Here is a 23,327-nt window from a genome sequence, read left to right as displayed (position 1 = left end):
AAACGTTCGGAAAAGTCTTTTCTATTTACGAATTAACTTTTTTTGTGTAAAATTTAGTTATGAAACTATTGATTACTTCTGGCGGAACGAGCGAAAAAATTGATCAGGTTCGTTCTATTACAAATCACTCCACAGGACAACTCGGTGCACTGATTGCGGAAAGCTTTTTAGCGCAAGGCAATCAGGTCACCTTAATCACTACACAGAATGCTGTCAAGCCTGCTGCTCACCCAAATTTAACCATTCAAATCATTGAAAATGTACAAGATTTGCTGGAAACGATGCAGCCTTTAGTCAAAACTCATGGCGTTTTAATTCATTCAATGGCCGTTTCTGACTACACGCCTATTTACATGACAGGTTTTGAACAAATCACTGCTTCACAGGATTTAACAGAGTTTTTAAACAAGACCAATGATCAAGGCAAGATTTCATCAAAAGATGAATACCAAGTGCTCTTTCTCAAACAAACACCGAAAATTATCAGCCAAGTAAAAAAATGGAATCCTAATATCCGTCTAATTGGCTTTAAACTCTTAGTTGATGTTTCTAAGGAAGAATTACTGACAGTTGCTCGTGCTAGTCTCATAAAAAACAAAGCAGAAATAATTGTGGCAAATGACTTGTATGATATTTCCAATAATCAACATCATGCTTTCTTGGTCAAACAAGATTCCGTAATAGAAGCCACTACTAAAGAAGAAATTGCCCAATTATTGCTGACACATATTCACACAAAGGACAATCTATGAAACATATTACACTAGCTGTCACAGGAAGTATTGCTGCATATAAAGCTGCCGACTTGGTCAGTCAATTGACAAAAGACGATCTAAATGTAACTGTTCTCATGTCTCAAGTAGCTACAAATTTCATTACCCCCTTGACTTTGCAGGTATTGTCGAAAAATTTAGTACATACAGATGTCATGGACGAGCCTGCGCCAAACAAGGTCAATCATATTGAAATTGCCAAGCAAACAGATCTTTTCTTGGTTGCACCTGCTTCTGCCAATACAATCGCTAAATTAGCCAATGGCTTTGCGGACAATATGATAACCAGCACTGCACTTGCTTTGCCATCAACAGCCAAAAAGGTATTAGCCCCAGCTATGAATACCAAAATGTATGAAAATTCAATCACTCAAGAAAATCTATCTAAACTAGAAAAATACGGCTGGCAAATTATTCAGCCTAGAGAAACCGTCCTAGCCTGTGGTGACCACGGAATTGGCGCCCTTGCTTCTGTAGAAACAATTATAAAAAAAGTAAAGGAAATGATTTATGAAGAAACAATCTAATATTGCTCAAATTGCTATCTTTTTTGCGATTATGCTCGTCATTCATCTATTGAGTTCAGTAATATTTAACCTTTTTCCCGTCCCAATCAAACCAACGATTGTCCACATTCCCGTTATTATTGCAAGTATTTTATATGGACCAAAGGTAGGCGCTATTTTAGGGGCGCTAATGGGTATCATTAGTCTGGTTACGAACACACTTGTTCTCTTGCCAACCAGTTACTTGTTTAGCCCGTTTGTCCCTAATGGGAATATTTATTCGCTCATCATTGCCCTCGTTCCGCGAATCTTAATCGGAATTACTCCTTATTTTGTTTATAAATATCTTAAAAATAAGACCGGACTTATCTTAGCTGGAACAGTCGGTTCATTGACAAATACTATTTTTGTTTTAGGAGGGATTTTCCTACTATTCTCCAAAGTATATAACGGGAACATTCAACTACTGCTTGCTTCTGTCATTTCAACCAATTCCATTGCTGAAATGATTATTTCTGCGGTTCTGACGGTTACCATTATTCCAGCCCTTGAAAAAGTTAGAAAATAATCACGTGAAATCGTGATTTTTTTATGAAAAAATGCTATAATGAAAACGGTTAAACAATGCAGAAAGCTGAAAAATTGAGAAAACTGGATGTGCTCGCTCCTTTATTAAATAGGCAATGACATTTCCTGTTTTCACTGATTTTTCATAAGCTTCCCTATTTTAAAAAGGAGATTTCGTAATGACTTACCAAGATAATTTCAAAAAATGGCTTGATTTTGCAGAACTTCCAGATTACCTTCGTAAAGAATTGGCTTCGATGGATGAAAAGACAAAAGAAGATGCTTTTTATACCAATCTCGAATTTGGTACTGCTGGTATGCGTGGCTTGATTGGTGCAGGTACGAATCGTATCAATATTTATGTCGTTCGTCAGGCAACTGAAGGTTTAGCACGTTTGATTGATGAAAAAGGTGAAGATTTCAAAAAACGCGGTGTCGCTATCGCTTATGACTCTCGTCACTTCTCTCCAGAATTCGCCTTTGAATCTGCTGCTGTTTTAGCAAAACATGGCATTAAATCTTATGTATTTGAAAGTCTCCGTCCAACACCAGAACTGTCATTTGCGGTTCGCCATTTAGGAACTTTTGCTGGAATTATGATTACTGCTAGCCACAATCCTGCTCCATTTAATGGTTATAAAGTTTATGGTGAAGATGGGGGGCAAATGCCACCTCATGACGCTGATGCTCTAACAGCTTATATTCGTGCCATTGAAAATCCATTTACTATTGAAGTAGCTGATGTTGAAGCCGAAAAAGCATCTGGATTGATTGAAATCATCGGTGAAAACGTTGATACTGAATACCTTAAAGAAGTAAAAGACGTGAATATCAATCAACAATTGATTGACGAATATGGCAAAGACATGAAAATCGTCTACACTCCGCTTCACGGTACAGGTGAAATGTTAGCACGTCGAGCATTTGCCCAAGCTGGTTTTGATTCTGTTCAGGTTGTTGAAGCTCAATGCGTGCCAGATCCAGACTTCTCCACTGTCAAATCACCAAATCCAGAAAACCAAGCTGCTTTCGCTCTTGCTGAAGAATTGGGACGTAAAGTTGGTGCGGATGTTCTTGTCGCAACGGACCCAGATGCTGACCGTGTGGGTGTTGAAGTTCTCCAAAAAGACGGTAGCTACCGCAATCTTTCAGGAAATCAAATCGGTGCGATTATGGCTAAGTATATCCTTGAAGCGCACAAGACTGCTGGAACACTTCCTGCCAATGCAGCACTTTGCAAATCCATTGTGTCTACCGATCTTGTGACCAAGATTGCTGAAAGCTACGGCGCTACCATGTTTAACGTCTTAACTGGTTTCAAATTTATCGCTGAAAAGATTCAAGAATTTGAAGAAAAACACAATCACACTTACATGATGGGCTTTGAAGAAAGCTTTGGCTACTTGATTAAACCATTTGTGCGTGACAAAGATGCTATCCAAGCTGTATTGGTTGTTGCAGAATTAGCTGCCTACTACCGTTCTCGCGGCTTAACTCTTGCAGACGGAATTGAAGAAATCTACAAAGAATATGGTTATTATGCTGAAAAGACGATTTCAGTTACTTTGTCTGGTGTTGATGGCGCTGAACAAATCAAAGCTATTATGAGCAAGTTCCGTGACAATGCACCGAAAGAATTCAACGCTACTGCTATTACAGTCACAGAAGATTTCAAAGCACAAACCGCTACCGATTCTGACGGCAATGTAAGGAAATTAACAACTCCAGCAAGTGACGTATTAAAATACACACTTGCTGATGGTTCATGGATTGCTGTACGTCCTTCAGGAACAGAACCAAAAATCAAATTCTACATTGCTGTTGTCGGAGATTCCAGCCAAGACGCTCAAGCAAAACTTGCTAAAATTGAAGCAGAAATCAACGACTTTGTAAAATAAGCAAAAAGTAAGAAGGTTTTGATTTCTCAGTCTAACTTCTACAATATTCAAACTTCGAGTCTGGGACAAGAGTGTCTCAGACTCGAACTGCTTTTATAATAGAAAATAATATTTTCTCTGTTTACAACTTCAAACAGTCTAGCAGACTGTTGTCCTGTTTCACCTCTCTTTCAATGTTTTACATTTCATTTCAAATCTCTGCATTATTTTCCTATTTGTGGCATACTAGAATGAACAAAAGAAATGAGGTTATTTTATGGATAAATTTACACAAGATATCAAAGATTTAGAAGTCACGACTGTTGAACGTGCCCGACAAGCCATTGCAAATAAAGAAAACGCAACTTTTTTCATTGGGCGTAAAACGTGCCCTTACTGTCGTAAATTCGCCACTACGCTAGCTAGTGTTGTCGCTGAAACCCAAGCACATATTTTCTTTATCAATAGTGAGGGACCTAGTGAACTGGAAGAGCTCCAAGCTTTCCGTTCCGAATACGGAATCCCAACTGTACCAGGTTTCCTACACATAGAGAATGGCCAAGTAGCTATCCGTTGTGACTCTTCTATGACGGCTGAGGAAATCAAGTCATTCGCTAACTTATAAAAATGAAGCTGGAATTAAAATTTCCAACTTCACAGCATATTATAAACCAACTAGGCAGTGGCTTTTACAATCACAAAGCGAGGCAGGGAGCACATTATCCTTGCCTCTTAACATTTAATTTCCTTTTAATTTGCCTTCCTGAAAGGCTTGCCACATCTTCTGCTGAGGTTTCGCAAACGGATAGTCGGTAAAGTCATCAGGATGCAGCCACAGAACTTGTTCCTCTTTTTGATTTTTTGTAACATTTGCTACTCGACCGTAAAGCAAACGAATCTGCCACTTGCGATGACTGAACACATGTTGAATTGTCGGAAAAGCTTGCTCCTGCCAATTCACTACCACATCATAATCCTGCTCAAAGCTTTCTTGCGGAGATAATTCAAATGCAACTTGATTTTCTGCCACTTCAAAAAAGGATAACTGTTCACCGTTCGGAAATTCTTCCACTTCAATCAAAGGAAAGTGCCAAAATCCTGATAAAAGACTGCTTGTTTCATTTTTCTCTAAAAGAAATTCTCCTTGATTATTCTGGATAATCAAACCATACAAATAAACTGGAACTGGTTTTTTCTTAGGAGCTTTGATAGGGTATCTATCCATTGTTCCATGTAAGTAAGCAGCGCTAAATTCCCTTACTGGACTGTCCTCAGGTCTAGGGTTGATAGGTGCTTCAATATCTGAGCCTAAATCCATCAAAGCTTGGTTGAAATCTCCCGGTCTTTGGGGGTCAATCAGAATTTCCATCATCGCTTGAAAAACCTTTCGGTTAGCAGGGACACCAATATCCAAATTCACTTCAAATAAACGGCTCAGGACCCGCATAACATTCCCATCAATCGCTGGCTCAGGCAAGCCAAAAGCAATACTTGCAATAGCTCCTGCTGTATAAGGACCAATTCCTTTCAGACTAGAAATCTCTTCGTAAGTGTGAGGAAACTCGCCACTAAAATCTGTCATAATCTGCTGAGCAGCCTGTTGCATATTGCGCACTCGCGAGTAGTAACCTAGCCCCTCCCAAGCTTTAAGCAAACGTTCTTCTGAAGCCACTGCTAAATCTTTGATTGTCGGAAACCAAGCTAAAAAGCGCTCATAGTAAGGAATAACCGTATCTACCCGTGTTTGCTGAAGCATAATTTCTGAAATCCAGATATGATAAGGATTACTGCTTCTCCGCCAAGGCAAATCACGTTTATTCTCATCATACCAAGCTAATAATTTTTGGCGAAAGGAGACAATTTTTTCATCCTCCCACATCTCAATTCCATATTTTTTCAAATCTAACATAACTTTAGTATAACACAAAATAAAAAGAGAACCCAGAACTTGAATTCTGGATTCTGTCTTGGCTTTCTAATAATGACCAACTGCTTGGCTGGCAGTAATCAATGTTAATTTATAAACATCATCAGCGTTGCATCCACGTGAAAGGTCGTTTACTGGATGATTCAATCCTTGCAAAATAGGACCGACTGCTGAAAAGCCACCGAGACGCTCTGCCATTTTATAGCTGATGTTTCCAGCTTCAATACCAGGAAATACAAAGACAGTCGCTTGACCAGCTACATTGCTGCCTGGAGCTTTTAATTCTGCCGTTTTAGGCACAAAAGCTGCATCAAATTGCAACTCTCCGTCAATAGCCAAATCTGGTCGCATTTCTTGCGCAAGTTTCGTTGCTTCGACGACTTTATCAACCTTTTCACCAAATCCAGAACCTTTAGTTGAATAACTCAGCATCGCCACTTTAGGGTCAATATCAAAGATTTGTGCAGTTAATGCTGAGTTAATGGCAATTTCTGCTAATGTTTTAGCGTCTGGATCAATATTGATTGCACAATCACTGAAAACATAACGTTCATCACCGCGAACCATGAGAAAGGCACCGGATGTGCGAGAAACCCAAGGAAGTGTTTTGATAATTTGAAGAGCTGGACGAACCGTGCTTGCTGTAGAATGAATTGCACCAGAAACCATACCTTGCACTTTACCAAGATAAACAAGCATGACACCAAAATAATTGACGTCCTCTTTCAATAATTTACGCGCTTCGTCTTCTGTGATCTTTCCTTTACGACGTTCTACAAAAGCTTCAACCATTTCTTCAAAGCATGAACAATTTTGAGGGTCAATGACTTCATAACCTTCTGTCACACCTTCAATTTCAAGGTAAATACGAATTTTTTCAGGATTTCCCAATAAAACAGGTGTGATACTTGTTTCCTTTACCAAACGTTTAGTAGCTTGAAGAATACGTGGTTCTTCACCTTCTGGTAAGACAATCTTCACTTCTTTGTCTTGCAATGTTTCACGAATTGTTTCAAAAATTTTCATGTTTTACTCCTTAATTATTGCTTAATTTTTGAATAACTGTTTTAAAATCTTCCGGAAAAGGACTTGATTTATTCACAACTTCCTCATGGAATGGATTGTAAAAACGCAATGAATGACAATGAAGCGCTTGCCGCGTTATTCCGTCAGTCATACTCCCACCATATAAATCATCTCCCAAGAGCGGAAAACCAATATAAGAAAAATGAACCCTAATCTGGTGTGTCCGTCCTGTATGAAGGTGAATATCCACGAGATAAATGTCATCATACTGCGCTAAAACTTTATAACTCGTATGAGCATATTTTCCATTTTTTGCCACACAGCGAGTAATGATACTACTATCTTCACGCGCTATGGGAGCAATAATATCTCCTTCTGGCTTTAACGGTGCCGAACCCTTGACCAAAGCATAATAATGCTTCTCAATGACTTTCTTTTGCAATTGTTTATCTAATCTTGCATGAGCATAACCGTGCTTTGCAAACAACATCAGACCACTCGTATCACGGTCTAAACGAGTCACAATATGAATCTGCTGATTTTCATAATGATTTGCAATATAATAAGCCTTCACAAAATTGGCCATTGTATTGGAATGATTCACACTAGGAATGCTGGCCACGCCTGCTGGCTTGTTCAAAATCAAAAAATGTGCATCTTCGTAGACAATTTCTAAATCTTTCTCTACAGCTTGCAAACTGCCAAAACCTTCTTCTGCAGGAATATCGACGGCAACTTTGTCGCCAATATCTAACAAATAAATGGCATTTTGCTTTTTGCCATTTACCTGAATATCCCCACCAGAAAACTTAATTTTTGCAAGTAAACTTTTGGAAATTTCCTGTTTTTTTAGAAAGGTCTTAACTTTAACATGCTCATCTGCGATAAATTCAAACCTCATTCCTCCACCTCGCCGATAAAGGCATCTTTGACACGATTCCAGAAGCTCGTATGACTCGGTGTAGCAAGAAAGTTAATCTTATGTTGATCGATTTGAAATTCAATTTTAGAAATATTGTTAATCATAAAATTTTGATTGTCAATCGAAATTGCATGTCGATCATTCCAAGTCGGCACAATTTCAATTTTATCTTTCTTAGGAACGATAATTGAGGAGCCCAAAGTCCGAAACACACGATTGTTTAAGCTTGCAACTTCTGCAATCTGAAGAGCTTCGATGGTTGGGTGGAGAACAGCTCCGCCCAACGATTTATTGTAAGCTGTGCTTCCTGTCGGCGTTGATACTGAAATGCCATCACCACGAAAGCGCTCAAAATGCACTTGATTGATAATGATATCAGCGACCATTGTTCGTCCAGAACGCTTGACTGTCGCTTCGTTTAATGCACGCTTTATACAAATTTCATTATTTCCATGGAAAATTTTAACATTTAAAATCGGATAGGACACCTTTGCGCCCGTATCTAATTTTAAATTATCAATTAGTTTGTCCAACTCAAAATCTCGATAATCTGTATAAAAGCCCAAATGTCCTGTGTGAACACCAACAAAGCGAACTTTGTCTAGCTGATCTTCATATTTGTGAAAGGCTGACAAAAGCATCCCGTCGCCACCGATTGAAATGACAATATCAGGATTATTATCATTCAAAATAAAATGATTTTGCTTTAATTTTTGTTTTAATTGGCGACAAAGTTCTTGACTTTGCCGTCTGCGATTACTGATAATCCCTATTCTTTTACCTGTATTCTTCATCTGTATCGTCACTATTTCCTACGCCATCATTTAATTTACGACTAATTGGGTCAAATAAAGCTTGTGCCTCTTGAATATCATCACGAATTTTTCCCATTTCTTCGTCTAATTGATAGGCGATTTTTGCTGTAATTTCCAAACGTTTCTTAATCTCATCTGGAAATTCTCCTTTATACTTATAATTCAGAGAATGTTCAATCGTTGCCCAAAAATTCATGGACAGAGTACGAATTTGAATTTCTGCTAAAATGATTTTATTGCCATTAATTGTATCAACAGGATATTCAATAATGACATGGTAGCTTCGATAACCACTAGCCTTACGGTTTTTAATATAGTCTCGCTCCTGGATAATCCGCATGTCGTGGCGCTTTCGCAAAACATCCAAAACTTCTTCTACGTCATCCACAAATTGAACCATTACACGCAAACCAGCTATATCTTGCATATCTTGCGCTAGATTTTCCTCTTTAATCCCACGCAAAGCCATTTTTTCTTTGATACTTTCTATCGGTTTTACACGACCTGTTACAAATTCAATCGGAGAATGTTTTTTTTGTTTTCGATACTGTTTACGAATCCCACGCAGTTTGATCTTTAATTCACCAACCGCTTGAATATAAGGATCCAGAAACTCTTCCCACTCTAATTGCATACACTCACCTTGTCATTTTACTTAATTTTTTATAAAATAAACACAATACTTATTATAACATAAATCGCTTTCAAACAAAAGAAAAGGATTGGAAAATGGATCATTTGGAAATTGAATACAAAACGCTTCTGACAAAAAATGAGTACCAACAGCTGTTACCACTGTTTTCAAAGATAAAAGCTACCAAGCAGATAAACTACTATATTGACACAGCCGACTTTTCAATTCGAGATGCAAAAATGGCACTTCGGATTCGTACTTTTGAAACTCGTGCCGAATTAACTTTAAAAATTCCGCAGCAGGTCGGTAATATGGAATACAATCAATTTCTCACTTTAGAAGAGTCTCACACTCTCATCAATACATGTGTGCTACCTGAAGGAGAAATACACACTCTGCTGACTCAGGCTGCTATCAACCTCGAGAAATTAAAGATTCTAGGGAGCTTGACAACTATTCGCTATGAAAAAGAGACTACTATTGGCTTGATGGCACTTGATGAAAATCATTATTTTGACAAAACAGACTACGAATTAGAGCTAGAAGTAACAGATGCTAAAATTGGAAAAGAACAATTCGAGTGCTTTTTACAAGCTCATCATATCCATTATAAATATGCAAAACCTAAAGTTGCAAGATTTGCTCAAAACTTATGAATAAAAAGCTGAAATTTTGCTTATTTTTTGATAAAATGGAGTGTAGAAATCAAAAGGAGTCTTATATAAGTTATGATGGATATACTGACGGATAAAGCACAGATGAAGTTGTTTGCACTAAATTCCAATCACGATATCGCCGAAAAAATTGCTAAAGCTGCTGGTGTGCCTCTTGGAAAACTTTCATCACGTCAATTTTCAGACGGAGAAATCCAAGTAAACATCGAGGAAAGTGTGCGTGGCTTTGATGTATTTATCATTCAATCAACAAGTTTTCCTGTCAATAATCATTTGATGGAACTTCTCATCATGGTGGATGCTTGCAATCGCGCCAGCGCTAATTCTGTCAATGTTGTGATGCCATATTTTGGCTATGCTCGTCAAGACCGAACAGCCGCTCCTCGCGAACCAATTACAGCCAAGCTCGTAGCGAATATGCTGGTTAAGGCAGGAGTTGATCGTGTTCTAACCCTAGATTTGCATGCTGTCCAAGTTCAAGGCTTCTTTGATATCCCTGTTGATAACCTTTACACCGTTCCTCTTTTTGCCAAACATTACTGCGAAAAAGGCTTGTCTGGCGAGGACGTAGTTGTGGTCAGTCCCAAAAACTCTGGTGTTAAACGTGCTAGAAGCTTAGCAGAACATTTAGATGCTCCAATTGCGATTATTGACTATGCACAAGACGATACCCACCGTAACGAAGGCTATATTATCGGAGATGTAGCTGGAAAAAAAGCTATCCTTATTGATGATATTTTAAATACTGGTCGTACATTTGCTGAAGCTTCAAAAATCGTTGAACGAGAAGGTGCAACAGAGATTTATGCAGTTTCTAGTCATGGTTTATTTGTTGAGGGAGCCGCTGAAAAGTTAGATAACTCTCCTATCAAAGAAATCCTGGTTACTGACTCAGTTGCAACGAAAGAAAAAACTCCGAAAAATGTTCAATACATTACTGCAAGTGGGCTAATCGGAGATGCAATCGTTCGTATCCATAAAAGAAAACCAGTCAGTCCACTGTTTGCTTACAATAAAAAGAAATAAGGAGAAATCTTGATTTATTTCGATAATGCAGCAACAACTCCTATGTCAATAGCTGCTATTACTGCTATGACACAGGTTATGGAAAATACCTTTGGCAATCCATCTAGCATTCATAGCCACGGAAGAGCTGCTAGTAAAATTCTTCGCAAAGCCCGACAAGAGCTTGCTGAACTGCTTCATACTAATAGTCAACATATCATCTTTACATCTGGTGGGACAGAAAGTAACAATACAGCCATAAAAGGATATGCCTTAGCCCATCAAGATCAAGGAAAACACATTATTACAACTGCTATTGAGCATCATTCGGTTCTTGAAACGATTGAATATCTGGTGGATAAATTTGGCTTTGAAGCTACTTATATCCAACCTAAAAATGGAGAGATTACGGCTCAACAGATAAAAGAAGCCCTTCGAGAAGATACAATACTTGTCTCAACCATGTATGCCAATAATGAAACAGGCTATATGCTTCCAGTCAAAGAAATTGCTGACGTTGTGAAACATCATCCCGCTGCTTATCATGTGGATGCTGTGCAAGTTATAGGCAAATTACCTGTCTATCCTGACGAGCTAGGAATTGACTTTATGAGTGCATCAGCTCATAAATTTCATGGTCCAAAAGGCATCGGCTTCTTGTACTTCAATCATGTAAAATTTGACAAATTTTTACATGGTGGAGATCAAGAGGATAAAAGACGTGCAGGAACTGAGAATTTAGCGGCTATTGCCGGTATGGTTGCGGCTCTAAAAGAGAGCCTCAATTGCTATCAAGAAAACATGGAACATGTTGAAAGTTTGAAACAGCAACTTCTCTCTGAACTTGACGGAATCCATTACTATATAAATAATGATTCACACACACTTCCCTATGTCGTAAATCTTGGCTTTCTAAATCAAGCTAACGATTTATTGCTCATGCGTTTGGACTTGGCTGGAATCTCTATCTCAACTGGCTCTGCTTGTACAGCAGGAGCTATCGAACCCAGTCATGTGCTTAAAGCTTTTTATGGTAGCGACTCAAAGCGATTAAGAGAATCTATTCGCATTAGCTTTTCAGAACAAAATACTTCAGAAGAAGTTCGACAATTTACTACAACATTAAAAGAAATTTTAGGAGGATAAAATAGATGGCTTTTCAGACCACTATTCACTTAAAAGACTGCTCTTTCAGCTATTCTCTTGGAGAAAATGTAAAAAAATTTACTTTGCGCGATAATACATTTGCCGAAACCAAAGTTGGAAATTACGAATTGACACGCTTATTAGAAAATGTTCCCAATAGTGGAGACGGCTTTTTGTTGAAAATCATTATCAACAAAAACCTTTCAGGTGTAAAAATCAACATCACAGATAAATCTGGCCTTCGGTTAGTGAATATTTTTAAATCAGAAGACAATCACATCATTCAAGAAAAGTTTTATTTCTTAATGGATAGCTTGGTAGAACGTGGTATTTTCACTAAACAAGAACAATAAACAAATAGCTTAAAAACTCATTTTTAAATCATTAGTAAAACAATAAAGAGTAGGAAACAAGCCAAAAATCTTTGATTTTGTCCTACTCCTTTTCTATTTTTATCAAATAAGTTGATTTTTTCACAAACTTTCTATAAAATAGTCTTTGAAAGGATGTGATTTTGTGAAATCTGAAAAAAATACAACCATTCCACGCGCAACTGCTAAAAGGCTCTCTCTGTATTATCGGATTTTCAAACGATTTAACTCCGAAAAAATTGAAAAAGCCAATTCAAAACAAATCGCAGATGCAATCGGGATTGATTCTGCAACTGTCCGTCGAGATTTTTCTTACTTTGGCGAATTAGGTCGTCGTGGATATGGTTATGATGTAAAAAAACTCATGAATTTTTTTGCTGACTTACTTCATGACAATTCCATTACCAATGTGATGTTAGTTGGTATCGGTAACATGGGACATGCTTTGCTCCACTACCGTTTCCACGAACGGAACAAAATGAAGATTGTTATGGCATTTGATACAGATGATCATCCTGAAGTTGGGACTACTACAAATGACGGGATTCCTATTTATGGCATTTCACAAATCAATAACAAATTAAAAGGTGTGGATGTTAAAACAGCTATTTTAACAGTTCCTAGTGCAAAAGCGCAAGAGGTTGCAACTGTTCTTGTGGAAGCTGGTGTAAAAGGTATTCTCAGTTTTTCTCCTATTCACTTAACCGTTCCAAAAGATGTTGTCGTTCAATATGTTGATTTAACAAGTGAGCTACAAACACTCCTTTATTTTATGAAAAAAGAGCATTAAGCAATTAGAAAGAGCAGACATTTATTTATGAAGAAACCTATTATCGGCATTACTGGAAATGAAAGACCAAACCCTGAAGACGAATTTGCCATCATGAGTTATGCTGCTAAAGGATTTGTGGAAGGCGTAAAAGAAGTTGGTGGAACTCCTATCATATTGCCGATTGGAGATGCAGATATGGCACAGCGCTACATCCAGATGATTGATAAACTTATCCTAACGGGTGGGCAAAATGTATCACCACAATTCTATGGCGAAGAAAAAACAATTGACAGTGATGATTACCATTTGGAGCGTGATTTGTTTGAATTAGCCTTAATCCATGAAGCTATCCAGCAACAAAAACCAATTTTTACCGTTTGCCGCGGTACGCAATTGTTTAATGTTGCAATGGGTGGAACACTTTATCAAGATATTGAGCACCATTGGCAAGACAGTTCTGCTGAATATACTACTCAAAAACTAGTCACTAAATCCGGCTCTGTTTTGGAAAAGATTTACGGCGAAGTATCTCATATCAACTCTTTCCATCATCAGAGTATCAAAGATTTAGCAGAAAATGTCGAAGTCATTGCCCGTGATCCGAAAGACAACACCATTGAAGCCATTACAACAACTGATGAAATCGCTTATCTGGGAGTCCAGTGGCATCCAGAATTCTTATTTGAAACACGTCCTAAAGATCGAATGTTATTTGACTATGTTGTCAATAGACTTTAAATCAAGTCTGTTTCTTCGCGATAACTATAATAATCTTTCTCTGCGACGATGAGATGATCCAGTAAGATGAAGCCCATTAATTCACACGCTTCTTTTACATGTTTGGTCACTTCATCGTCATTTTTGCTTGGCAGTACAGCTCCTGACGGATGATTGTGCACCAAAATAATGGATGTCGCCATGTGTTTTACAGCATAATGCAGGATTTCTCGTGGCTCTGCAATACTGCGTGACACACTACCGATAAAAATCGTCTGCTGATGAATGATTTTGTTTTGAGTATTCAGATATAAAGCTACAAGGTGTTCCTGCTTCTTATGCCCCAATTCTTGTTGCATTTTTTTCGCCAGCTTTTGACTACCTAAAATTTGCTCTTGCGTAATCAATTCTGCCTTACTGACTCGCTGGCCTAATTCAATCATAGCTTGTAATTCAATAGCCTTGATACGACCAATTCCAGAGATTGATTGCAATTCTTGTAGCGTCATATTGCGCAAATCATTCAAACTAGAAATAGTTGATAAAATTCGTTGAGAAACTTGAAAAACAGTTTCTTTTTTATTGCCAGTTCGGAGAAGAATGGATAACAATTCTTGATTGCTCAATTGTTCTGCACCTTCTGCGACTAAACGTTCCCTTGGCAACAAAGAATCTTCCTGAAATGAAATACTATACATAAAAAACCTCCTCATATCCTTATTCGGAAAAAGAAGAGGAAAATAAAAAATCTGAGAAATGATTGGCACTAGCCCCATAAAATGAGACACAAGAAAAACCCTCCTGTTGAAATCTAGTAAACTAGAAACAGGAGGGTTTTGTTATGGTCAAAAAAGCGTATTCGGTAGAAACCAAGTTAGCCTGCATTGAAACGAAGAAGGCAGGTAAGTACAATAAGGTCATCATGGGGACTCTGGGCATCAAAAATGTTAGTCAGGTCAAGACCTGGTGGCGATGGTATCGAAATGATGAACTGCATCGTTTCCACCAACCTGTGGGGAAACAATATACCTACGGTAAAGGAATGGAACAGCTATCCGAAGCGGAACAACTACGCCTACAGGTGGAATTGCTAAAAAAGTATCGGAGCTTGGTAAGGTCATCGACAAAGTAAGTCTTATCAAGCTGGTGGAAGAATACAAAAACGTCTGCCCAGTATCCGTCATTCTGGACTGTTTTGGTATCAAACGATCCACTTTCTACCGTTGGAAAGTAGAAGGTGAGAAGCCTAAAAAAAGGGCCGAGGTGGTAGAAAAAATAGAGCGAATCTGTATGGGAAATCAGTTTATCTACGGCTATCGTACCATCACCCGATTGCTCAAGAAGAGGGATAACCTTGTCATCAATCCTAAAAAGGTTTATCGTATTATGAAGGAGAATGGTTAGCTCTGCCGTGTACATCCTAAGAAGGGGCCGAGTCTAGGTAAGCCCTACTATGTAACAGAGAATAAGCTAGACCGTGATTCTCAAGCGGAAAAGCCACTGGAGAAGCTTGTCACAGACATGACCTACCTCTACTTTGGAAACTGTAAACTCTACCTGTCCTCTATCATGGATCTCTATAATCGTGAGATTGTGGCTTATACCATCTCAGATTGTCAGGATACGGACTTTGTGTTAGACACGATCCATCAACTAGAATTGCCTCAAGGAGCGCTCTTACACAGCGATCAAGGCTCTGTCTATACCTCAAAAGCTTATTACCAGGCTTGCACAGAAAAAGGCATCACCCGCTCTATGTCCCGCAAGGGAACACCAGCGGATAATGCCTGTATCGAATGGTTTCATTTTGTCCTAAAGTCTGAAACCTTCTATCTCCATAACTGGAGAAACTTAACCAAAGATAGTAGAACAGATATTGTTAATCTTACATCATATTTTATAATGAAACTAGAATTCAACAGAGATGAAACGACCAGTCTCCTGTAGATTACAGAAATCTGGTCGCCTAAAAAGGGGATTCCTTCTGTCCCATCATTGGGGTGCAGTACCCATTCTCAAATTTTTTAAGTTAGTATCTACATTTCAACAATTTTACCTGTTTCAAAGTAAACAACCCATTCACAGATATTTTTGGCGTAATCACCAATACGTTCTAAGTACGAAATAACTTGGAAGTAATCACGACCTGTAACAATCAAATCTGGATTTGCCTTAATTTCTTGTGTAGCTAAATCGCGAATATCATCAAAATACTGATTGATTTTCTCATCCATAGTTGCTATTTCGTAAGCCTTGTCCACATCGCCATTGAGGTAAAGATCAAGTGCTGCTTCCACAAAATTTTTGACATCGCGTCCCATTTTGCTGATTTCTTCCTCAACAGACTGGATGCGAACTTCTCCCTTCATGCGAATCGTTGCCTGTGCAATGGAAACAGCGTGGTCGCCCATTCTTTCCACATCACTGCTAGCTTTCAAAACCGTAATAACAGTTCGTAAGTCTTGCGAAACAGGCTGCTGCAAAGCAATGATTTCCAGAGATTTTTTCTCCAATTTTACTTCATATTCATTCACTTCTGCGTCTTCTTCAATTACTTCTTTTGCTAATTCGCGGTCGTGGGTCACAAATGCGCGAACTGTGCGATTAATCTGTGACAAAACTTCATTTCCCATTGCATAAAATTGGTTATGGAGTTTTGCTAAGTCTTCTTCAAATTGTACTCTAAGCATAAATTTTCCTTTCCTAAGATCTAAAGAATTTTATACGAAAATCCATCTTTTTACATAATTCTTGTCTACAAGCATATGTGCATTTATATATAAATATATAGAGAAACAGCAGTCTCCAAAACATTGAAGATAGCCACAATATTGTAGTGAGTAATTACAATCTCTATCCAAACTTGCCTGTGATATAATCTTCCGTTTCCTTATGAATCGGACTGAGGAACATCTCTTTCGTGGCATTAAACTCAATCAAATCGCCATTTAGGAAGAAAGCTGTCTTGTCCGAAATACGACTAGCCTGTTGCATTGAGCGGGTCACGAGTAACATTGTATATTGATCTTTCAGCCCATGAAGTGTTTCTTCAATTTTTCCTGCAGAAATGGGATCAAGTGCTGATGTTGGCTCATCTAAAAGGATGATTTTCGGGCTTGTCGCCAAAACACGAGCCACACAGACACGTTGCTGCTGACCACCGGACAAACCAATCGCTGAATCATTCAAACGATCTTTCACTTCATCCCAAATAGATGCTCCTTTTAATGATGTTTCAACTACTTCATCTAGTATCTCTTTGTCTTTAACGCCATTGATTCGCAAACCGTAAATAACATTTTCATAAATCGTCATTGGAAATGGATTGGGCTGTTGAAAGACCATTCCAATTTCTTTGCGAAGCTCCACCGTATCTGTCCGTGGACTGTAGATATTGTGCCCATTATAAATCACAGTACCTGTCGTTGTCACCTCGGGATTTAAATCACCCATGCGATTAATTGCTTTTAAGAGGGTTGATTTTCCCGACCCAGAAGGACCAATCAAAGCTGTAATCTCATGAGGCAATACATCCAACGATACACTATTAAGAGCTTTCTTTTTGTTATAATAAACCGACAAGTCCTTGATTTGTAAAATAGGTTCTGTCATTTTGATAATCCTTTAATAAATTCTAATTAAGCAGCAATTTTCTTAGCCAAAATGACCAGAAACATAGTCATTCGTAGACTGTAACTTAGCATTTTGGAAAATATTGGCTGTTTCATCATATTCGATTAAATCACCAAGATAGAAGAAACCAGTATAATCGCTCGCACGCGCCGCTTGCTGCATGCTGTGGGTCACGATGATAATCGTATAGTTCTTCTTCAACTCTAACATCGTTTCTTCTAACTGCGCTGTTGCGATTGGATCGAGTGCAGAAGCAGGTTCATCCATTAGAAGTATTTCTGGCTTCACGGAAATGGCTCTGGCAATGCAAAGACGTTGCTGCTGACCGCCTGATAACATCAAAGCAGATTTATGAAGGTCATCCTTTACTTGTTCCCACAGAGCTGCTTGTTTTAGAGATGTTTCTACAATTTCATCTAAGATTTTCTTATCCTTAACACCGGCACGTTCATGCGCAAAGGTGATGTTGCGGTAAACAGATTTAGCAAAAGGATTTGGTCTTTGAAAGACCATTCCGATATGCTTCCGCATTTCATAGACATTGATATCTGGGCGATTAATGTCAATACCTTCATACCAAATCTCACCAGTGACTTTAGCAATGTCAATCGTATCATTCATTCGATTCAAGCTACGAAGATAGGTTGATTTCCCAGAACCCGAAGGTCCTATAAGAGCTGTAATTTTATTTTTCTGAAACTGCATATCAATCCCCTTAATGGATTCATTTTTACCATAGTAAACATGCAAATTTTTTGTTGATAACACAACTTCTTCTTCAGGAAAAGTAACAATATGTTTTTCATTCCAGTTATACTCTGTCATTTCTTCTCCTTTTAGGCAGATGTTAATTTTTTATGCAGGTAACTTCCAAGTTTACGAGCACCGAGGTTGAAAATTAAAATAAAGATGAGAAGTACCGCTGCTGATCCAGCTGACACTTCCACAGCATCAGGAATCGTTCCTTCACTATTGACTTTCCAAATATGAACAGCCAATGTTTCAGCCTGACGAAAAATAGAGATTGGGCTGGTTACACTAAAAATGTTCCAATTTGACCAGTCAAGTGCTGGGGCAGACTGACCTGCTGTATAGATAAGCGCAGCGGCTTCCCCAAAAATACGCCCAGAAGCTAGGACAATCCCCGTCACAATACTTAGTAACGCTTCCGGAACGACGACATGGACAATCGTTTCCCAGCGAGAGATGCCAAGTGCAAGCCCAGCTTCGCGCTGTGTATGATGCACATGCTGTAAGCTGTCCTCCACACTACGTGTCATCTGTGGCAGATTAAATACAGTCAAAGCCAAAGCACCAGAAATGATTGAGAAACCATATTGAAATTGAATAACAAAAATCAAATATCCAAAGAGACCCACAACAACAGAGGGCAAGGAGGATAAAATTTCAATACAGGTTCTGACAAAATCTGTTACCGGACCTTTTTTTGCATACTCAGATAAGTAAATCCCTGCTCCCATTGATAGAGGAATGGAAATAATCAAGGTGATAACTAACAGAAACAATGAATTATAGAGCTGAATTCCAATTCCGCCGCCCGCTTGGTATGAAGACGATTGTCCCGTCAAGAATTTCCACGAAACATGAGGTAAGCCCCTTACTAAAATGTACAAAATCAAGGAAGCAAGAATAGCAACAATGATTCCTGCAATGGTATAGAGGACGCCTGTTGCTAATTTATCCATCTTTTTAGCGTGCATAGTTCTTCTTACCTCTTTCCTTTGTAATCAATTTAATCACAGTATTGAAGGCTAAACTCATCAAAAGCAGAACCAGAGCAAGCGACCACAAGACATTGTTATTAACGGTTCCCATAACGGTATTTCCAATGCCCATTGTTAAAATAGAGGTCAAGGTTGCAGCAGGTGTTGTCAGAGAAGTTGGGATAACCGCTGAATTTCCGACAACCATTTGAATCGCCAAAGCTTCACCAAAGGCACGAGCCATTCCAAAGACAATAGCCGTAAAAATACCTGAGCGAGCTGCTTTTAGCGTCACACGCCAAATCGTTTGCCAACGAGTCGCTCCCATTGCCATACTAGCTTCTCGATAATGCCGCGGTACAGCACGCAGGCTATCTGTTGTCATAAAGGTCACTGTTGGTAAAATCATGACAAAAAGAACAAAAATTCCTGATAAGATTCCAAAACCTGTTCCACCAAAGATACTGCGAACAAAGGGAACAACTACCTGTAATCCAATAAATCCATACACAACCGATGGAATTCCGACTAGAAGTTCAATAGCTGGTTGTAGAATTTTTGAGCCTTTAGGGGAAACCTCCGTCATAAAAACAGCTGCTCCAATTGCAAATGGTGTTGCTAATAAAGCTGATAGGAGAGTTACGAGGAAAGAGCCCAGAATCATTGGTAAAGCACCGAATTCCTTACCGGATGGATTCCACTTTGTTCCAAAAAGAAAACTGAAGATGTTTACTTTATTAACAAAGAAAGTCGAAAGTCCTTTCTCCGCTACAAATAATAAAATCATTGCAACGACAAAAACAATTAAACTCATGCAAAGAAAAGTAATGGTTTTTCCAAATGTTTCTAAACGAGAGTTTTTTGACTTTGTCAGCATTTTTTTTGCTACTTCGTTCATGTTATTCCTAAATTCTTTCTTTTACTTTGAGCCGATAGTTCCGTCAAGACTACGAGTAACTTTCATGTCGTTGATAGGAATGTAACCCATTTTACCAACAATATTATTTTGGACTTCTGCTGTCATCATATACTCTAGAAATTTTTTAGCTAATTTGTTAGGTTCTCCCTTAGTATACATGTGCTCATAAGACCAAATAGGCCAGTTGTTCGTTGTCACATTCTTCTTCGTTGGCTTGTAGCCATTCAAGTTTAAACTTTTCACACTCGTGTCCACATAAGAAAAAGCTAAGTAAGAAATGGCACCTGGAGTCTGTGAAACAATTGTTTTGACCATTCCGTTAGAATCCTGCTCCTGCGCCTGCTTGGCTTCTTTGCCATTCATAATAACACTATCAAAAACAGCACGGCTACCAGAACCGACCGCACGATTGATAATTGTAATTTCTAAATCCTGCCCACCAACTTGCTTCCAATTGGTGTATTCTCCGGTAAAAATTTTACGTAGCTGCTCTGTGGTTAAGTTGTTTATCTTAATGCCTTTATTTGCTATGATAGCAGTACCTGCAACAGCGACCTGATGATCAACTAAAGCCTTAGCATTGATACCACTTTTTTCTTCTGCAAATAAATCGCTATTTCCAATATCTACTGCACCGGATTGGACTTGTGATAATCCAGTTCCCGATCCTCCACCTTGCACATTTACAATTTTTTTCGGATTTTCCTCGGTGTATTTATCCACAACTGCTTCAACCAACGGTTGTAGAGCTGTTGAGCCAACTGCTGTTATCGCCTCACCGCGGTTAATCCAGGAAGAACAGGCTGAAAGACCAATGCTGCAAATCACGAGAGTGACTGCCCAAAGCATTTTTTTGTGTTTAATCACATGAAACTCCTTTTCAGATGTGAAAGCATTTTCATTCTAAGATTTCCCTAATCTTTTCACATCTAATCTCACTATAGCATATCTTTAGACATTTGGAAAGATTTTTTATTAAAATCTCAGGCCTTTTGGAAAATAATTTTTCAGAATATTTCCAGTCACTTTTGCAAACCCTAAACCATTGCCTTGGACAACAACTTGATACCAACCATTTGCAGTGTTCTGATGGAGATTGACTGTCTCCCCGGCAACGTACTTTTTAAACTGCTCTTCATCAATTTCAATTATGTGCTTTACTTCACTTGGTTTTAAAGTCAGTCCCAAAGCAAAACTCGGTTCAAATCGTTTTTTCTTAAAAACACCTAGGTGCAAACCATTTCTGGCAATTTTAAGTTTCGATAGATCTGGAAGACCTAGTGGCAATAGATATAAATGTTCACCAAAAGTCTGTAACTCTCCAGTTAGCTCTATGGCAAGATGTTCTCTTTGAAACTCTTTCCACAACATCTTCTGCTCCGATGTCAGACAGCTTTTTCTTGTCTTTATCTTTTTAGCTGACTGCTCACCACAAAAACGAAATTTTGCAACAAATTGCCCTTCCCCTTTGAAATGGTGAGGATACATGCGTGCTGTTTCCGAAAAGTGAATACCAGCCACCATGCCATTGATTTTTGGAATTTCAACTAATTCAAGTGGATAGTTTTCTAACAGCCAGTCAACTATTTTTTCATTTTCTTCTGGTGCCCAAGTACAAGTGGAGTAAATCAACTCACCATTCGTCGCCAACATTTTTATCATACCTTCCAATATCTCACGTTGAAGCTGTGCACATTGAGCAGGATAAGATTCACTCCAATACTCCATTGCTTCTGGCCGCTTTCTAAACATTCCTTCACCAGAACATGGTGCATCTAAGACAATCAAGTCAAAATAACCTTGAAAGACTTGACTTAATCTGCCAGCTGATTCATTTGTCACCACAACATTTCTCGCTCCAAATCGCTCAATATTTTCTACTAACACTTTAGATCGTTTTGGATTGATTTCATTGGAAACAAGAAGGCCTGTGTTGTTCAAGTATGACAATAGATGAGTGGATTTTCCACCCGGCGCTGCAGCTAAATCAAGTACTTTCATATTCTGTTGTGGTGCTGCAACTTGGGCAACCATTTGCGCAGCAGGTTCTTGTGAATAGACTAAGCCTGTGACATGCTCTATTGATTTTCCAGAAACTTTGCCATAATAACCCCAGTTCGTATTTGGAATAGGATTTGGAAAAGTTTTTTGCTGCTCTTTTAATGGATTGACCCGAAAAGCGGAAACTGGCTCCTCATCGAAAGTTAGAAAAAAAGAGGGAGCCTCCTCTCCCAAAAGATTGTTGTACTTTTCTTCAAATCCTTTTGGAAAATTCATCTAATCCTCTCGCTTTCGATATATGTATTTTTTAATTTCGTTCAATTTCATAGTTGGAATCATCATAATACCTTGGTGGCTTTCAAAATCAGGCTCCTCACCCTCAAATGTCAATGTCGTATAGCCTAGTTTATCTCCCATAATGGAAGCTGCAGCATAATCCCAAGGCCAAATATAGGAAATATAGGTCAACAGTTGTCCTGATAAAACCTTGCTAAAACTAATCGCAGCACTTCCGTACACTCGAACGCCCAAGGTTTCTTTTGCCAAATCTGCAATTCCCCAATCATTGCGCTCAAAAATACCAGCATTTGATGCCATTAAAAACTGATTTAAAGGGCGATCTTGGTAGGGAAGCAATTTCTGCTCATTGCAATAGACATCAAATTGACCACCGCCGTGATACAATTTATCTCCTATCACATCATAAATGACACCAAATTGACCAATGCCATTTTCAAAATAAGCCAGAACAACAGCAAAATCTGCTTTTTGTGCTACAAAGTTATTCGTGCCGTCAATAGGATCAATGACCCAAACATTGCCATCTGAAATAGAATGTCGTAAGCCATTTTCCTCAGCTAAAATGTGATCTGCAGGATAAGCTTCTAAAATCCAGGTTACTAAATTATCTTGAACTTCTTTGTCCATTTGAGTTACCAAATCAGTCGGACTGGACTTGGTCTCAATTTGCAACTGATCATTCAAATGCTCTTTAATATAAGAAGCCGCATTCAGTACAATGTGCTTGGCAAAATTAAATTTCTTTTCCAAGAGAAAACGTTCCTTTCTCCTTTTGTTTTGCAGCTTGAATAGCTCGATATAAAGAATAGCCACTCGCTGCTTCAAATTCACGTCCGATACGCTTTTCTTCAGCTTTGCTTGAAACAATTTTTTTGAATAGTTGATAAGAAGCTAATATCTTTTCTGCTGCTATTTTCGCTTCATAAGCCTGCTCAACATCATTCAAAAAAGAAAGCACTGAAGCAAGCTCTTCAGTGCTCCACGACATGTCTAGTGGGTAACGATAATTTTTATTCAT

At 38.5% G+C, this 23,327-nt stretch carries 26 protein-coding genes and 1 pseudogene; 12 read left to right on the top strand and 15 right to left on the bottom strand.

The genetic code is table 11. The features are described from left to right. Nucleotides 1–59: 59 nt before the first annotated feature. The 5 genes from IYQ23_RS03185 (at nucleotide 60) to IYQ23_RS03165 (ending at nucleotide 4,348) form a co-directional block, all read left to right on the top strand. Nucleotides 60–752 carry a phosphopantothenate--cysteine ligase gene (locus IYQ23_RS03185; RefSeq protein ID WP_195674051.1) on the top strand — a complete coding sequence of 231 codons (693 nt, stop codon included), beginning with the start codon at nucleotides 60–62 and terminating at the stop codon, nucleotides 750–752. Next, a complete protein-coding gene (gene coaC, locus IYQ23_RS03180; RefSeq protein ID WP_195674050.1) occupies nucleotides 749–1,300 on the top strand; it encodes a phosphopantothenoylcysteine decarboxylase in 552 nt (183 codons plus the stop codon). Before IYQ23_RS03185 ends, coaC begins: the two co-directional genes overlap by 4 nt. Then, on the top strand, nucleotides 1,284–1,847 hold the full coding sequence (locus tag IYQ23_RS03175; RefSeq protein ID WP_022526144.1) for an ECF transporter S component: 564 nt from the start codon (nucleotides 1,284–1,286) through the stop codon (nucleotides 1,845–1,847). Before coaC ends, IYQ23_RS03175 begins: the two co-directional genes overlap by 17 nt. A gap of 178 nt (nucleotides 1,848–2,025) precedes the next feature. Next, nucleotides 2,026–3,744: a phospho-sugar mutase gene (locus tag IYQ23_RS03170; protein WP_195674049.1), complete on the top strand. Its 1,719-nt coding sequence runs from the start codon at nucleotides 2,026–2,028 to the stop codon at nucleotides 3,742–3,744. A gap of 256 nt (nucleotides 3,745–4,000) precedes the next feature. After that, on the top strand, nucleotides 4,001–4,348 hold the full coding sequence (locus IYQ23_RS03165) for a thioredoxin (protein WP_195674048.1): 348 nt from the start codon (nucleotides 4,001–4,003) through the stop codon (nucleotides 4,346–4,348). Between the two features lie 114 nt (nucleotides 4,349–4,462). Here IYQ23_RS03165 and mutY read toward each other — a convergent pair whose 3' ends face one another. The 5 genes from mutY to IYQ23_RS03140 all read right to left on the bottom strand — a co-directional run bounded on the left by mutY (nucleotide 4,463) and on the right by IYQ23_RS03140 (nucleotide 9,047). Next, the gene (gene mutY / locus IYQ23_RS03160; protein WP_195674047.1) at nucleotides 4,463–5,632 is read right to left on the bottom strand and encodes an A/G-specific adenine glycosylase; all 1,170 of its coding nucleotides are present in this window, start codon (nucleotides 5,630–5,632) and stop codon (nucleotides 4,463–4,465) included. A 66-nt stretch (nucleotides 5,633–5,698) separates the two neighbouring features. Beyond that, nucleotides 5,699–6,676, bottom strand: a complete 978-nt coding sequence (pta, locus tag IYQ23_RS03155) for a phosphate acetyltransferase (RefSeq protein ID WP_195674046.1) — start codon at nucleotides 6,674–6,676, stop codon at nucleotides 5,699–5,701. A gap of 10 nt (nucleotides 6,677–6,686) precedes the next feature. Beyond that, nucleotides 6,687–7,577 (bottom strand): RluA family pseudouridine synthase, encoded by an 891-nt coding sequence (locus IYQ23_RS03150; RefSeq protein ID WP_195674045.1) that lies wholly within the window; start codon nucleotides 7,575–7,577, stop codon nucleotides 6,687–6,689. Beyond that, nucleotides 7,574–8,392: an NAD kinase gene (locus tag IYQ23_RS03145; RefSeq protein ID WP_022526149.1), complete on the bottom strand. Its 819-nt coding sequence runs from the start codon at nucleotides 8,390–8,392 to the stop codon at nucleotides 7,574–7,576. Before IYQ23_RS03145 ends, IYQ23_RS03150 begins: the two co-directional genes overlap by 4 nt. Then, on the bottom strand, nucleotides 8,376–9,047 hold the full coding sequence (locus tag IYQ23_RS03140) for a GTP pyrophosphokinase (RefSeq protein WP_003024184.1): 672 nt from the start codon (nucleotides 9,045–9,047) through the stop codon (nucleotides 8,376–8,378). The genes IYQ23_RS03145 and IYQ23_RS03140 overlap by 17 nt, the downstream gene beginning before the upstream one ends. A 95-nt stretch (nucleotides 9,048–9,142) precedes the next feature. On the opposite strand from IYQ23_RS03140, the gene IYQ23_RS03135 reads away from it, so the two are divergent. The 6 genes from IYQ23_RS03135 (at nucleotide 9,143) to IYQ23_RS03110 (ending at nucleotide 13,753) form a co-directional block, all read left to right on the top strand. Further along, entirely contained in the window at nucleotides 9,143–9,703 is a 561-nt protein-coding gene (locus tag IYQ23_RS03135) for a CYTH domain-containing protein (RefSeq protein ID WP_126407224.1), read from the top strand. Nucleotides 9,704–9,787: 84 nt separating this feature from the next. Further along, nucleotides 9,788–10,747, top strand: coding sequence for a ribose-phosphate diphosphokinase (locus tag IYQ23_RS03130; RefSeq protein ID WP_106384385.1), 960 nt, complete (start codon nucleotides 9,788–9,790; stop codon nucleotides 10,745–10,747). A gap of 9 nt (nucleotides 10,748–10,756) precedes the next feature. Continuing rightward, on the top strand, nucleotides 10,757–11,872 hold the full coding sequence (locus tag IYQ23_RS03125) for a cysteine desulfurase family protein (protein ID WP_195674044.1): 1,116 nt from the start codon (nucleotides 10,757–10,759) through the stop codon (nucleotides 11,870–11,872). Between the two features lie 5 nt (nucleotides 11,873–11,877). Beyond that, a complete protein-coding gene (locus IYQ23_RS03120) occupies nucleotides 11,878–12,225 on the top strand; it encodes a DUF1831 domain-containing protein (protein WP_022526151.1) in 348 nt (115 codons plus the stop codon). 163 nt (nucleotides 12,226–12,388) lie between these two features. Continuing rightward, nucleotides 12,389–13,033, top strand: coding sequence for a redox-sensing transcriptional repressor Rex (locus IYQ23_RS03115; RefSeq protein ID WP_174720637.1), 645 nt, complete (start codon nucleotides 12,389–12,391; stop codon nucleotides 13,031–13,033). Nucleotides 13,034–13,060: 27 nt separating this feature from the next. Beyond that, nucleotides 13,061–13,753: a gamma-glutamyl-gamma-aminobutyrate hydrolase family protein gene (locus tag IYQ23_RS03110; RefSeq protein ID WP_003042762.1), complete on the top strand. Its 693-nt coding sequence runs from the start codon at nucleotides 13,061–13,063 to the stop codon at nucleotides 13,751–13,753. On the opposite strand, the gene radC is transcribed toward IYQ23_RS03110, so the two are convergent. Continuing rightward, nucleotides 13,750–14,430, bottom strand: a complete 681-nt coding sequence (radC, locus tag IYQ23_RS03105) for a RadC family protein (protein WP_195674043.1) — start codon at nucleotides 14,428–14,430, stop codon at nucleotides 13,750–13,752. The two genes, IYQ23_RS03110 and radC, sit on opposite strands and share 4 nt — an antisense overlap. Before the next feature lie 143 nt (nucleotides 14,431–14,573). On the opposite strand from radC, the pseudogene IYQ23_RS03100 reads away from it, so the two are divergent. Further along, a pseudogene (locus IYQ23_RS03100) lies at nucleotides 14,574–15,660 on the top strand (IS3 family transposase). 108 nt (nucleotides 15,661–15,768) lie between these two features. Here the strand turns inward: IYQ23_RS03100 and phoU are convergent. The 9 genes from phoU to IYQ23_RS03055 form a co-directional block, all read right to left on the bottom strand. Continuing rightward, nucleotides 15,769–16,422, bottom strand: coding sequence for a phosphate signaling complex protein PhoU (phoU, locus tag IYQ23_RS03095; RefSeq protein WP_003032560.1), 654 nt, complete (start codon nucleotides 16,420–16,422; stop codon nucleotides 15,769–15,771). A gap of 163 nt (nucleotides 16,423–16,585) precedes the next feature. Next, nucleotides 16,586–17,344 (bottom strand): phosphate ABC transporter ATP-binding protein PstB, encoded by a 759-nt coding sequence (pstB, locus tag IYQ23_RS03090; protein ID WP_117644400.1) that lies wholly within the window; start codon nucleotides 17,342–17,344, stop codon nucleotides 16,586–16,588. Between the two features lie 42 nt (nucleotides 17,345–17,386). Next, nucleotides 17,387–18,190: a phosphate ABC transporter ATP-binding protein PstB gene (gene pstB, locus IYQ23_RS03085; protein ID WP_195674042.1), complete on the bottom strand. Its 804-nt coding sequence runs from the start codon at nucleotides 18,188–18,190 to the stop codon at nucleotides 17,387–17,389. 11 nt (nucleotides 18,191–18,201) lie between these two features. Then, complete coding sequence (gene pstA, locus IYQ23_RS03080) at nucleotides 18,202–19,086, bottom strand: phosphate ABC transporter permease PstA (protein WP_195674041.1); 885 nt, start codon at nucleotides 19,084–19,086, stop codon at nucleotides 18,202–18,204. Next, nucleotides 19,076–19,987 carry a phosphate ABC transporter permease subunit PstC gene (gene pstC, locus IYQ23_RS03075; protein WP_195674040.1) on the bottom strand — a complete coding sequence of 304 codons (912 nt, stop codon included), beginning with the start codon at nucleotides 19,985–19,987 and terminating at the stop codon, nucleotides 19,076–19,078. Before pstC ends, pstA begins: the two co-directional genes overlap by 11 nt. A 21-nt stretch (nucleotides 19,988–20,008) precedes the next feature. Continuing rightward, entirely contained in the window at nucleotides 20,009–20,875 is an 867-nt protein-coding gene (locus tag IYQ23_RS03070) for a phosphate ABC transporter substrate-binding protein PstS family protein (RefSeq protein WP_003024153.1), read from the bottom strand. A gap of 108 nt (nucleotides 20,876–20,983) precedes the next feature. Beyond that, nucleotides 20,984–22,285, bottom strand: coding sequence for an RsmF rRNA methyltransferase first C-terminal domain-containing protein (locus IYQ23_RS03065; RefSeq protein ID WP_195674039.1), 1,302 nt, complete (start codon nucleotides 22,283–22,285; stop codon nucleotides 20,984–20,986). Next, nucleotides 22,286–23,059: an inositol monophosphatase family protein gene (locus IYQ23_RS03060; RefSeq protein ID WP_195674038.1), complete on the bottom strand. Its 774-nt coding sequence runs from the start codon at nucleotides 23,057–23,059 to the stop codon at nucleotides 22,286–22,288. It lies immediately after the preceding gene. Continuing rightward, complete coding sequence (locus IYQ23_RS03055) at nucleotides 23,043–23,327, bottom strand: UPF0223 family protein (protein WP_195674037.1); 285 nt, start codon at nucleotides 23,325–23,327, stop codon at nucleotides 23,043–23,045. The genes IYQ23_RS03060 and IYQ23_RS03055 overlap by 17 nt, the downstream gene beginning before the upstream one ends.

Source organism: Streptococcus sp. HF-100, assembly GCF_015594635.1.
Lineage (GTDB): Bacteria > Bacillota > Bacilli > Lactobacillales > Streptococcaceae > Streptococcus > Streptococcus vaginalis.
Note: the sequence above shows the minus strand (reverse complement) of the source record. Positions and strands in the feature narration are given on the sequence as shown.

Excerpts from the sequence above, each read along its gene's own strand:
- IYQ23_RS03185 (WP_195674051.1), top strand. The coding sequence starts at position 60 with ATGAAACTATTGATTACTTCTGGCGGAACGAGCGAAAAAATTGATCAG.
- coaC (WP_195674050.1), top strand. The coding sequence starts at position 749 with ATGAAACATATTACACTAGCTGTCACAGGAAGTATTGCTGCATATAAA.
- IYQ23_RS03175 (WP_022526144.1), top strand. The coding sequence starts at position 1,284 with ATGAAGAAACAATCTAATATTGCTCAAATTGCTATCTTTTTTGCGATT.
- IYQ23_RS03170 (WP_195674049.1), top strand. The coding sequence starts at position 2,026 with ATGACTTACCAAGATAATTTCAAAAAATGGCTTGATTTTGCAGAACTT.
- IYQ23_RS03165 (WP_195674048.1), top strand. The coding sequence starts at position 4,001 with ATGGATAAATTTACACAAGATATCAAAGATTTAGAAGTCACGACTGTT.
- mutY (WP_195674047.1), bottom strand. The coding sequence starts at position 5,632 with ATGTTAGATTTGAAAAAATATGGAATTGAGATGTGGGAGGATGAAAAA.
- pta (WP_195674046.1), bottom strand. The coding sequence starts at position 6,676 with ATGAAAATTTTTGAAACAATTCGTGAAACATTGCAAGACAAAGAAGTG.
- IYQ23_RS03150 (WP_195674045.1), bottom strand. The coding sequence starts at position 7,577 with ATGAGGTTTGAATTTATCGCAGATGAGCATGTTAAAGTTAAGACCTTT.
- IYQ23_RS03145 (WP_022526149.1), bottom strand. The coding sequence starts at position 8,392 with ATGAAGAATACAGGTAAAAGAATAGGGATTATCAGTAATCGCAGACGG.
- IYQ23_RS03140 (WP_003024184.1), bottom strand. The coding sequence starts at position 9,047 with ATGCAATTAGAGTGGGAAGAGTTTCTGGATCCTTATATTCAAGCGGTT.
- IYQ23_RS03135 (WP_126407224.1), top strand. The coding sequence starts at position 9,143 with ATGGATCATTTGGAAATTGAATACAAAACGCTTCTGACAAAAAATGAG.
- IYQ23_RS03120 (WP_022526151.1), top strand. The coding sequence starts at position 11,878 with ATGGCTTTTCAGACCACTATTCACTTAAAAGACTGCTCTTTCAGCTAT.
- IYQ23_RS03110 (WP_003042762.1), top strand. The coding sequence starts at position 13,061 with ATGAAGAAACCTATTATCGGCATTACTGGAAATGAAAGACCAAACCCT.
- radC (WP_195674043.1), bottom strand. The coding sequence starts at position 14,430 with ATGTATAGTATTTCATTTCAGGAAGATTCTTTGTTGCCAAGGGAACGT.
- phoU (WP_003032560.1), bottom strand. The coding sequence starts at position 16,422 with ATGCTTAGAGTACAATTTGAAGAAGACTTAGCAAAACTCCATAACCAA.
- pstB (WP_117644400.1), bottom strand. The coding sequence starts at position 17,344 with ATGACAGAACCTATTTTACAAATCAAGGACTTGTCGGTTTATTATAAC.
- pstB (WP_195674042.1), bottom strand. The coding sequence starts at position 18,190 with ATGACAGAGTATAACTGGAATGAAAAACATATTGTTACTTTTCCTGAA.
- pstA (WP_195674041.1), bottom strand. The coding sequence starts at position 19,086 with ATGCACGCTAAAAAGATGGATAAATTAGCAACAGGCGTCCTCTATACC.
- pstC (WP_195674040.1), bottom strand. The coding sequence starts at position 19,987 with ATGAACGAAGTAGCAAAAAAAATGCTGACAAAGTCAAAAAACTCTCGT.
- IYQ23_RS03065 (WP_195674039.1), bottom strand. The coding sequence starts at position 22,285 with ATGAATTTTCCAAAAGGATTTGAAGAAAAGTACAACAATCTTTTGGGA.
- IYQ23_RS03055 (WP_195674037.1), bottom strand. The coding sequence starts at position 23,327 with ATGAATAAAAATTATCGTTACCCACTAGACATGTCGTGGAGCACTGAA.